The organism is Bradyrhizobium genomosp. I (2014), assembly GCF_000261685.1.
Classification (GTDB): Bacteria; Pseudomonadota; Alphaproteobacteria; order Rhizobiales; family Xanthobacteraceae; genus Bradyrhizobium.
In genome coordinates, this window is the sequence record NZ_AJQE01000301.1 from 1 (window position 1) to 10227 (window position 10227).

The 10227-nt window shown below is 62.5% G+C and carries 11 protein-coding genes; 4 read left to right on the plus strand and 7 right to left on the minus strand.

Annotation, left to right across the window (positions count from 1 at the left end; all coding sequences use genetic code 11):
- The 5 genes from IC50_RS27930 to IC50_RS27950 form a co-directional block, all read right to left on the minus strand.
- Positions 1–736 (minus strand): NAD(P)-dependent oxidoreductase (locus IC50_RS27930; RefSeq protein WP_035712324.1); only part of this gene is annotated, 736 nt, incomplete at its 3' end.
- A 36-nt stretch (positions 737–772) separates the two neighbouring features.
- Complete coding sequence (locus IC50_RS27935; protein WP_035712328.1) at positions 773–1873, minus strand: ABC transporter ATP-binding protein; 1101 nt, start codon at positions 1871–1873, stop codon at positions 773–775.
- A 6-nt stretch (positions 1874–1879) separates the two neighbouring features.
- Positions 1880–2791 (minus strand): carbohydrate ABC transporter permease, encoded by a 912-nt coding sequence (locus IC50_RS27940; protein ID WP_035712330.1) that lies wholly within the window; start codon positions 2789–2791, stop codon positions 1880–1882.
- Complete coding sequence (locus IC50_RS27945) at positions 2791–3729, minus strand: carbohydrate ABC transporter permease (protein ID WP_035712332.1); 939 nt, start codon at positions 3727–3729, stop codon at positions 2791–2793. The genes IC50_RS27940 and IC50_RS27945 overlap by 1 nt, the downstream gene beginning before the upstream one ends.
- A gap of 113 nt (positions 3730–3842) precedes the next feature.
- Entirely contained in the window at positions 3843–5183 is a 1341-nt protein-coding gene (locus IC50_RS27950; protein WP_035712333.1) for an ABC transporter substrate-binding protein, read from the minus strand.
- A 481-nt stretch (positions 5184–5664) separates the two neighbouring features.
- Between IC50_RS27950 and IC50_RS27955 the strand changes: the two genes are divergently transcribed.
- Together IC50_RS27955 and IC50_RS27960 are read left to right on the plus strand one after the other, a co-directional pair.
- Entirely contained in the window at positions 5665–6462 is a 798-nt protein-coding gene (locus IC50_RS27955) for a Spy/CpxP family protein refolding chaperone (RefSeq protein WP_035712336.1), read from the plus strand.
- A 112-nt stretch (positions 6463–6574) separates the two neighbouring features.
- Positions 6575–6952 (plus strand): response regulator, encoded by a 378-nt coding sequence (locus IC50_RS27960; RefSeq protein WP_035712338.1) that lies wholly within the window; start codon positions 6575–6577, stop codon positions 6950–6952.
- A 44-nt stretch (positions 6953–6996) separates the two neighbouring features.
- Here the strand turns inward: IC50_RS27960 and IC50_RS27965 are convergent, their stop codons facing one another.
- Together IC50_RS27965 and glk are read right to left on the minus strand one after the other, a co-directional pair.
- Entirely contained in the window at positions 6997–7200 is a 204-nt protein-coding gene (locus IC50_RS27965) for a hypothetical protein (RefSeq protein ID WP_035712339.1), read from the minus strand.
- A gap of 145 nt (positions 7201–7345) precedes the next feature.
- Positions 7346–8332: a glucokinase gene (gene glk, locus IC50_RS27970; protein ID WP_035712342.1), complete on the minus strand. Its 987-nt coding sequence runs from the start codon at positions 8330–8332 to the stop codon at positions 7346–7348.
- A gap of 257 nt (positions 8333–8589) precedes the next feature.
- Between glk and pncA the strand changes: the two genes are divergently transcribed.
- Positions 8590–9216, plus strand: a complete 627-nt coding sequence (gene pncA, locus IC50_RS27975; RefSeq protein ID WP_035712344.1) for a bifunctional nicotinamidase/pyrazinamidase — start codon at positions 8590–8592, stop codon at positions 9214–9216.
- 16 nt (positions 9217–9232) lie between these two features.
- On the plus strand, positions 9233–10227 hold a 995-nt coding region (locus IC50_RS27980), incomplete at its 3' end, for an alpha/beta fold hydrolase (protein ID WP_035712345.1).

The window sequence follows — 10227 nt, forward strand, 5'->3', positions numbered from 1 at the left end:
TCACGATGCCGCCGCGGGCGGTGTTGATGAGATAGGATTTCGGCTTCATCCGGCCGATCCGCGCCGCATCGAACAGGCCGACCGTTTCCGGCGTCTTCGGGCAGTGGATGGTAACGAAATCGGCGTTGGGCAGCGCGGCGTCGAGGTCGGTGACGGGTTCGCAGCCGGCGGCCTTGATCTCGGCGGCTCCCTTGTAGGGATCGTAGACCTGCACGTTCATTTCCATCGCCAGGCACCGCTTGGCGGTGCGGCTGCCGATCCGGCCGAACCCGATGATCAGCACGGTCTTGCCGTAGAGGTCGAACGGCAGCATGCCGAGCCGGTCGGCCCATTTGCCGTCCCTGACGCAGGAATGCATTTCCTGCGCGCGCTTGGCCAGCGTCAGCATCATGAACAGCGCCGCTTCCGCGACCGAGGGCGAGTTCGCGCTGCCGGCGACCATCAACGGCACCTTGCGGCGGGAGAGGGCAGGTACGTCGACCGCGTCGTAACCGACGCCGATCCGCGTCACCACCTTCATGTCGCCGGATGCCTCGAGCTCGGTCTCGCCGAAGGCGGTGGCGCCGAGCGCCACGCCGTGGACCGGCGCGTGGCTCTTCAACAGGGCCTCGAAGTCCTTTGCCGAGATCAGGTTCGGAAACTCGACGAGCTCGATATCGTCCCGCTGGGTGAGGAGGGCGCGTGCCCCTTGCGACAAGGTTTGTGTAACGAAAATCTTCTTCTTGTTGGTCGCCATCGCTCCCCTGCCTGCCTCGCGTTTCTCAAGACGGCGTCACAACACGACGCCGGTCTCTTCGTTTAGCAGGTGCATGTTGTTGAGGTCCATCGCCAAACGCATGGGTGCCCCGTCCTTGGCGCCGGCATTGGGATTCACGCGGCCGCAGACCGGCGTGCCGTCGAGCCCGAAATAGACCAGCGTCTCCATTCCCATCGGCTCGGTGACGTCGAGCACGGTGTCGAAGGTCTCGACGCCCGGCTCGAGATGCGCGTGCGACTCGGTGAGATGCTCGGGCCGGAGGCCGAGCAGCAGCTTGTCGGTGCGCGGCAGCGCATTGTAACGTGCGGCGCGCGCCGGCGGCAGCGGGAAAGCGATGCGATCGGTGAGGCGGATCTGGAGCGTGCCGCCGACATCCTCGAGCCGGCACGGAATGAAGTTCATCGCGGGCGAGCCGATGAAGCCGGCGACGAAGCGGGTTGCCGGCTTGTGGTAGAGCTCGTTCGGCGTGCCGATCTGCTCGATGCGCCCCTTGTTCATCACCACGACGCGATCGGCCAAGGTCATCGCCTCGACCTGGTCGTGGGTGACGTAAACCGTGGTGGTGCGCACCTTCTGGTGCACCTTCTTGATCTCGATCCGCATCTGCACGCGGAGTTTCGCGTCGAGGTTTGACAGCGGCTCGTCGAACAGGAAGACCTTCGGATTGCGCACGATGGCCCGGCCCATCGCGACGCGCTGGCGCTGGCCGCCGGAGAGCTGCTTCGGCTTGCGGTCGATCAGGTCGGTGATGTCGAGGAGGCGGGCGGCTTCCGTCACCCGCGCCTTGATCTCGGCCTTGGGATAGTGCTTCAGGCGCAGCCCGAACGACATGTTCTCCGCGACCGTCATGTGCGGGTAGAGCGCGTAGTTCTGGAACACCATCGCGATGTCGCGGTCCTTCGGCGGCACGTCGTTGACGACGTCGCCGCCGATCATGATGTCGCCGTCGCTGATGTCCTCGAGGCCCGCGATCATCCGCAGCGTCGTCGACTTGCCGCAGCCGGAGGGGCCGACCAGCACGATGAACTCATGGTCGGCGATGTCGAGGTCGATGCCGCGCACGGCTTCGACATCGTCGTAACGCTTGACTACCTTCCGCAAAGCAACGTCAGCCATGAGTCATCAACCCTTTGTCGCGCCGGCGGTCAGGCCGGCAATGTAGTAGTCCATCAGGAATGCGTAGATGATCAGCGGCGGCGCCGCGCCGAGCAGCGCGCCGGTCATGATCTGGCCCCAGTTGAACACGTCGCCCTTGATCAGCGTGGTAATGATGCCGACCGGCAGCACTTGCTGGTCCGTCGAAGTCGTGAACACAAGCGGATAGAGGAATTGTGCCCACGACACTGTGAAGGCGAAAATTGTTGCCGCAATCAGGCCAGGCAGGGCAACTGGGATGAAGATCCGCGTGAGCGTCTGGAACCATGACGCACCATCGATGAGCGCAGCTTCATCGAGCTCCTTGGGGATCGATGCGAAGTAGCCGATCATGATCCACGTGCAGAATGGGACCGTGAGCGTTGGATAGACAAGCAGCAGGACGTACCATCGATTCAGGAGCTGAACGCCGGTCCAGTCCTGGAAGGTCGCGAACATCTTGAACAGCGGAATGAACAACAGGCTGTCCGGGATCAGGTAAGTGAGAAAGACGCCCGTGGCGAGCGCGGTCGAGCCCCAGAATTTCATTCGCGCCAGCGCGAAGGCGGCGGGGACGCTGATCAGCATGGTGATTGCGACCACGACGATGGAGACGATGGCCGAGTTCCAGAAGAAACGCAGGAACTGGCTCGAGGTCAGCAGTTCGACATAATTGCCGAGGGTCGGATGGAAGACCCACCACGGATTCGTCGCAGCAGAGATCTCGGCGCTGCCTTTCAGCGAAGTGATCAGCATGTAGAGCGGCGGCGTCAACGAAAAGATCGCGAACAGCGCCAGAAAGAAATAGGACCAGCGCAGGGCCCAGGCACGGTCGCGGCTGATGCTACCCTGTTTTACTTTCCGGCGGGGACCCGCCTTGTCCATCGTTACTGTTGTCATCAGGCTTCATTCCCACGCTTGTTGATGTCCCGCAGAATGAAGATCGCTGCGATCGCGAGGATCGGGAACATGAAGAGCGATACGCTTGCGCCGAGCGGAATGTCGCTGCCCTCGATGCCGACCTTGAAAGCCCAGGTGGCAAAGATGTGAGTTTGGTCGAGCGGGCCGCCCGCAGTCAAAATGCGCACGATGTCGAAGTTGGCGAACGTGACGATCAGCGAAAACAGTGTCGTGATCGCGATGATGTTGCGCATCATCGGCAAAGTCACATACCAGATGCGCTGCCACCAGTTCGCACCATCGATGGCGGCGGCCTCGTAGAGTTGGTCGGGAACGGATTTCAGAGCGGCCAGATACATGATCATGAAGAACGGCGCGCCGATCCAGATATTGACCAGAATAACCGAGAATCGCGCCCAGCTGGCTTCGCCGAGCCAGGGAACCGGTCCGATGTTCAAGAATGACAGGGTGTAGTTGAAGGCGCTGTAGGAGGGATCGAACAGCCAGAGCCAGGCAAGCGTGCTCATCGCGGGCGGGATCACCCAGGGGACCAGCAGCATGCCGCGCCACTTGCGCTGCCCCTTGGCCGGAATGTTGTGGACGAAATGGGCGACGATGAAGCCAATCAACGCCTTGAAGATCACGGCTGTGATCGCAAAGATGCAGGATTGCTCTACTACGAGCCAGAATGTCTCGCGCTTGAACAAGAACTGAAAGTTGCCCAAGCCGACGAACTTGGTCATCGACTTGCTCAAGGTCGCGAGGTGCAACGAGTAGACCGCCGGGTACAGAACCAGCACGGCAATCAAGACGATGAGTGGCAGCGTCATGAGAAACGCGACCGTCGATTTGTGCTTCACGGCGTTGCGCAGACTAGATCGCTTGCGGACGCCGGTGGAACGGGTAACGCTGGCTTGCCCAACGACAACATCAGCCATGGTTGAAATTCCTTGTAGGGTCTACAGGCTTGCCGGTCTCCGGCCGTCTCCATGTGTGTACGGATGGCGCGGACGGGCCGCACTTTCGTGCGGCCGGTCGCGGCGATCTCCGTTTAGCTGCGCATGAAGCCTTCGCACTCGCCCTCCGCCCAGGCGAGTACATCTTCCATCTTCTCGCCCTGGGCATATTTGAGCGCCATTTTTGTCAGTGTGCCCTGGGCGTAAATCTGCTGAGCGATCTTGGGCGGCGCAGGAGAGGCCGCAATTGACAGCTTCTGATGGTTGTAGGGGTTCGGATAGTGGAACAGCGTGCCCTTCGGCGGTCCCTCTTCGGCCCACACCTTGAGGGTCGTGAGCTTCTCGAACGCCGGCAGATCGTAGCCGCCGCTCGCCACGACACACTTCTCGATCGACGAAGGCTTCGACAGATGAACAAGCAAGCTCTTGGCCGCTTCCTTGTTCTTCGAGAAATTCCAGGTCGTCCAGAAATAGGGCAGGTACGGCGCGAAACGACCCTTCGGACCGGCCGGGAAGCCATGCGTCCAGCACTGCTCGGCCACTTGCGGCGCATCTCGCTTGGCGACGGCCCAGGCGCTTGGCGGGTTCATGATCATGGCGCCTTTGCCCGAGACGAGCCATTTGTTGTTCGAAGCGTCATCCCACGCCGCCACATCAGGGGGCAGCAACGGAATCAGTTTCTTGTAGAATTCGAGCGCTTGGCGAACATTGTCGTTCTTGACGGTCACGTCGCCTTTGGCATTGACCAGGTCTGCGCCGAACGCACTGAAGAATGCACCGGCCGAGTCAACGCTATCGCTCGTCATGCCGAGCCCGATGCCGAAGGGGTTACCGCCCTTGTGGCATGCCTCGGCTGCCTTGAGGAAGGTATCGAGAGTCCAGTTGTCGGCCTTCGGCGGGCCGCCGGCAGGATACATCGCCTGAACGTCGATATTGGCGAACTTCTTCATCAGATCGATACGGGAGCAGGGACCCTTGATCTGGCTTCCGATGCACGCGGGAATCCCGAGCCATTTTCCGTTCGCCTGGCCGAGATATTTGACGGTGTCGTTGACGGCGCCATTTTCCTTGATTATCGAGTCCATGATGTCGTTGACGGGCTCGATATAGTTCGCATTGGCGTGCGGCCACCAGGTCGGCATCGCCAGAATATCGTGGCCTGATTTGGCCTGCGCCTCGGCCGCAATCGTCACAAGATTCTTGTTGCCCTGGCTGGTGATGTAATCGATGGAGACTTCGACCTTCTCCTTCGCGGCCCATTCGTTGACCAGATCGGTCGAGGCCTTGTTGGCGCCCGGCACCCAATGGTCCCAGAAACCGATCGAGAGCTTGCCGGCGGCGTAAGCGCCCCGGACGTAGGGCGCGGCAATCAGCGCCGTGGAGGACATTGCAGTAGCAGCCACAAATTGACGTCGCGTCAGTGTCTTGCGTGACATCTCGTTTCCTCGCTTGGGTGTTGTTGTTGGAGTTTCCTCTGAGAGACTTCCTTATTGAGTTCTTGTCGTTGGATTTTCTTATTGGTGCCGTCGGCCCGCGTGGGCAATTCACGCAAGGCGCAACGAATTGGTAGCGCGATCAGATCATGATTGATCGCATCTGTCGAGAAAGCCGAGCGCCCCCGCGTCTAAAACTAACGTTGTGTCCGGAAGCGTCGTGGCGGATGTCGAAGCGGTGCGTCGCAGGCGGAGGGCGCTCGCTGTTTTTGCGACGCACACTCCGCGTCAAACCGTCTGAAACGATCCGTGCGCAATTACGCCGCAGTTTCGAATAAGCCTGCATAACCGCTTCGCGTGAAAGACTTTTCAGGCGTGGACAGCAATCGGCTGCGTCTGGACCTCGAAGCGGCGGAAACGATAAAGTTGTCGCTGACGGGTAGCTCTCGCCCGACAGGCCAGCAGCTCGATGATGGAGACGAGAATGATCAAACCGGCGCTGCCAGCGCGGCTTCACCTGCGACGATGGTTTGCGCTGGGATCCATGCTCGCGCTGCTGTTCGGCGCAGCCGTGGTAGCGAATGCTCAGGGCTTGGTCAAAGGCGTTCAGGAAGGCGCTGCCGCCGGGAACAAGGCGGCAGGTCCGGTTGGGGGCGTGCTCGGCGGCGCGATCGGGGGCGTGGTTGGCGTCTTCACCGGCGTGCTCGGTGTCGGCAGCAACAACGGCGGCAATCAGCCGCCAGCCGCCAAGGAGTCCAGCAAGGACGCCAGGCAGCAGGGCGCAGCCAAGGACAAGGATGCGAAGAGCGCCAAGGCGGGCAAGGGCGCCAAGGCGAGCAAGGAGGCGAAGAACGCGCCGCAGGACAACAAGGGCAATCGGGATAACAAGGATGTCACGGTTCTCACCCAGACCGGCGCCCCGCAGCTGACCGCCGAGCAGATCGTCGCCAACAGCGATTCCTACATCGAGCGGATCAAGACCGAGCTGAACCTCACGCCGGATCAGGAGAAGCATTGGTATGGCTTCTCGAGCGCGATGCACTACCTCGGGCACAATGGTGCAGAGCGGCTCAACCTGAGGGTTGCGCGCGCCAAGCGGGATCCACCGGACGACATCATCGAGCAGATGCGCAACGAGGCCCAGTTCCTGATTGATCGTGCCGCCGACCAGCGCAACGTCGCCGACGCCGCCGAGCCGCTCTATTCGAGCCTCGACGACAAGCAGAAGCAGGTCTTCATTCAGGAGATGGTGCATCTCAGCCACGAGCGCGGATTGGATTGATCAAGTTGAACCGGTTCGGGCGCGTCTGAATTAACGGCGCCCGCCACGAATTCGTGAATCCTCTCCGCATCTCGGTTATGGTTAGCTTCGCCAGGCTGATTGCGGGGGTGATATGGCGGACAGACTCTCCGTTTTCCTGGTCGAAGACGAGGCGTTGATCCGGATGATGATCGCCGACATGGTGGAGGAACTCGGCCACCACGTCGTCGCGGAGGCGGACAATGTCCGCGACGCCAGCGCCTTTGCCATGACCGCGCAATACGATCTGGCCATCCTCGACATCAATCTCATGGGTCTCTACGTCGATCCCGTCGCCGACCTGATCGAACGTCGCGGAAAACCGTTTCTGTTCGCCACAGGCTACGGTCCGGAACTGCTGCCGTCCCTGCTCCGGCGCAGGCCGATCCTGCGCAAGCCGATCGCGATGGATCAGCTCAAGGCGATGATCGATTCGATGTTTCCCGAGCCGTCAGCCGCAATTCCAAGCTGACCGATCACGCGGGGGGCGCAGGGTGGGAGAGTGATTCAACCGGCTCAGTAGCGACCGTTCCTCAGCACCCTGGCAATGGTGTGGGCCGTCATGGCCGCGCGGTCCGAGGCGCGCTGGGCAGCCAGCCGGTCGCGGGCCTTCTCCTCGATCAGGAGTTCGATCAGGGCCAACCGCTTGTCTTCGTCGTCCGCTTCGCTCAGCAGGCGATGATAGCGGTGATAGTCGAAACCCAAGTCCTGCCTACGCATGTCACGCCCCCGCAACTACGCCACACACGGGGAGATTGTTTCGCATCGGAAACATGCACGCAAGCACGTTCCTGCCTGGAACCCGGCCAGTGCTGAATCATCTGTGAATTGCCGGGCCCCGCGAGCAGCGGGGAGCGATCGTCCGTCAATCCGCCGTGTGGTCGGCAAACATCTTGAGGCCGACGAAGCTTGCATCGGGCTTGATCACGAGCCTGGTCGGGATGTTGCTCAGATAGTCCTGGAAGCGTCCCTTCGCTTCAAAGCGTGCCCGAAACGCGGAGGCCGCGAGGAATTCGCGAAAGCGCGGTACGATTCCCCCGGCGATATAGACGCCGCCGCGGGCGCCGAAGGTCACGGCGAGATTGCCGGCGACCGAGCCAAGGATGGCGCAAAACATCTCCAGCGTCGCCCGGCTGACGGGACAACTGCCCTCCAGCGCGGCCTTGGTGATGGCGGCAGCGTCGCGATGCGGCACCTGAGCGCCGTCGATCTCGGCCAATGCCTCGTAGAGGTTCTGTAGCCCGGAACCCGAGAGCGCGCCACGTTCGATGGAGACATGGCCGAGGCGCCGGCGCAAGCAGGCAATCACGCGTTCCTCGCGCTCGTTCTCCGCCGGCAGGGTCGCGTGTCCGGCCTCAGTGACGACGGCCAGCCGCGAACCATGGCGTTCAATCAGGCAGGAGACGCCAAAACCGGTTCCGGGGCCGACGACCAGCAACGGCTCTCCGGGCAAGCCATCTCCTCCGCCGAGCGGGACCAGGTCGGCAGGCTGCAAGGCGGGCAGGGACCAGGCCACCACCTCGAAGTCGTTCAGCACATGGACGCTGTCGAAGCCGAGCGCTGGCTGCAGTTCGTTGCCGTCGATGACCCAGGGGCTGTTGGTCATCACGCAACGGTTGTTGGTGACGGGACCCGCTACCGCCAGCACCGCTCTTTGGGGCTGCTCGCCGCCCGACCGGCGCGCCAGGACGTCCGCGATAGCCTCGCGGACGGTCGGGAAGTCTGCGACCTTCACATAATCGATCGGCCCGGGCTGGTCGCCGCCGCTGGATTCGGCCTTGCTCAGCGCGAAGCGCGCATTGGTGCCGCCGATGTCGGCGAGAAGAATTTTTCCTGTCTTGCCGATGCCCATGGCCCCGCGGCTTCCGTGGCCTTGCCGGCCCTCGGGAACCTTCGCCTCCGTTCCTGATCCGATCCGCAAGCGCGGACGGCCTGAGGATCCTCGCTTGGTTGCGCCTAGTCAACACGGACAAGGTCAAACCGTTGCATTCCGGCACGAGCTTGGCGGTATCGCCGCACGCGGTCGGTGGTTGCGAAGCCGAGCCGGAAGATCGACATTGGGAGGGAGCGTCCGGCGCCGGACGCCAGGTGGATCGATGGGGCCTTGCGATGAAGATTTCCGACCGCGACGTGCTGCTGGTGATCGACGTGCAGAACGATTTCTGCACCGGTGGGGCGCTTGCCGTCCCCGGTGGTGAGAAGGTCGTCCCCGCCATCAACCGGATCGCCCAAAAATTCGCCAATGTGGTGCTGACCCAGGACTGGCATTCGAGCGACCACGTCTCGTTCGCGCCGAAACACGCGGACAAGCAGCCGTTCCAGACCATCGAGCTCGACTACGGCAGGCAGGTGCTATGGCCGACGCATTGCGTGCAAGGCACCGCCGGCGCTGAATTTCATCGCGATCTCGATGTGACCCGGGCGAGCCTCGTGGTGCGCAAGGGCTTTCGCCGTCGCATCGATTCCTATTCGGCGCTGTTCGAGAACGACCATCGGACGCCGACCGGACTGCTTGGTTATTTGCGCGAACGTGAGCTGAAGACCGTCTTTGTCGCCGGCCTGGCGCTGGACTTCTGCGTCCGATTCTCGGCGGAGGATGCGCGTAAGGCGGGATTGGAGGTGGCCGTCATCGAAGATGCCTGCCGTGGCATCGATCTGGACGGCTCGGTCGCCGCGACCCATCAAAGTTTTCGGGACCTCGGCATCTCTGTCGTGAGCCTCGAGGCGTTCCTCTGAGGACATCGAGGCAGCCATGGTGGAGAAGACCGGCAAACAGCCACGCGGATCAGGGCACGCTCCTGATGATCCACGGCCGTGGCCATTTGCGGCGGCGCAGCTTGCCATGGATGCCTGTTTCTGGTGGCTGGAGCGCGGACCCGTGGAGCGGGACGAGAGCAACCTGCCATGGACGACACCCAACAGCGTTGCGTTGGAGCTCGCAACGATGCAGCTGCGCGATTGCTCGCAGATCCGGTCCGGCCAGCCGGTGCTGGTCTGCGCCCCCTATGCGCTGCATCGGGCCCTGATCGCCGATTTCGCGCCAGGCCACAGCGTGGTGCAGTCGCTGCAACAGGGAGGCATCGACCGGGTCTATCTTACCGACTGGCGGTCGGCCACCCCCGGCATGCGTTATCTCTCGATCGACAGCTATCTCGGCGACCTCAACGTCGCCATCGACGAGATCGGCGCGCCGGTCGATCTCGTCGGCCTTTGCCAGGGCGGATGGCTGTCGCTGCTCTACGCGGCGCGCTTTCCAGCCAAGGTACGGCGACTGGTCCTGGTCGGCGCTCCCGTGGATCTGTCGATCGATTCCTCGCTATCCCGGCTCGCCCGCAACGCGCCCGAGCTGGTCTACGACCAGCTCGTCGCGCGCGGCGGCGGCAATGTCAGCGGCGAGGAGATGCTGCGCCTCTGGTCCAAAGCGCCTGATAGCGACGATATCGTGGCGGCATTGCAGAGGGATATCTCGGACGAGCAGGGTACGGCTCTGCTCGCGCGCTTCGACCGCTGGAATTCCGAGACGCTCAATCTGCCGGGCACGTATTATCTCGAAATCGTCAACGGGATTTTCCGGGAGAACCGGATTGCCGGGGGCAGTTTCGTCGCGCTCGGCCGCCCGGTTCATCTGAAGGACGTCAAGGCGCCGATCTTCCTGCTTGCAGGGCTCGATGACGATGTGGTGCCGGCAACGCAAGCGCTCGCCACCGCCGGGCTTGTCGGGACGCCGCCCGCCTTCATTGCGGCGGC

Coding starts and splice junctions, on each gene's coding strand:
- IC50_RS27935 (WP_035712328.1), bottom strand. CDS start 1,873: ATGGCTGACGTTGCTTTGCGGAAGGTAGTCAAGCGTTACGACGATGTC.
- IC50_RS27940 (WP_035712330.1), bottom strand. CDS start 2,791: ATGACAACAGTAACGATGGACAAGGCGGGTCCCCGCCGGAAAGTAAAA.
- IC50_RS27945 (WP_035712332.1), bottom strand. CDS start 3,729: ATGGCTGATGTTGTCGTTGGGCAAGCCAGCGTTACCCGTTCCACCGGC.
- IC50_RS27950 (WP_035712333.1), bottom strand. CDS start 5,183: ATGTCACGCAAGACACTGACGCGACGTCAATTTGTGGCTGCTACTGCA.
- IC50_RS27955 (WP_035712336.1), top strand. CDS start 5,665: ATGATCAAACCGGCGCTGCCAGCGCGGCTTCACCTGCGACGATGGTTT.
- IC50_RS27960 (WP_035712338.1), top strand. CDS start 6,575: ATGGCGGACAGACTCTCCGTTTTCCTGGTCGAAGACGAGGCGTTGATC.
- IC50_RS27965 (WP_035712339.1), bottom strand. CDS start 7,200: ATGCGTAGGCAGGACTTGGGTTTCGACTATCACCGCTATCATCGCCTG.
- glk (WP_035712342.1), bottom strand. CDS start 8,332: ATGGGCATCGGCAAGACAGGAAAAATTCTTCTCGCCGACATCGGCGGC.
- pncA (WP_035712344.1), top strand. CDS start 8,590: ATGAAGATTTCCGACCGCGACGTGCTGCTGGTGATCGACGTGCAGAAC.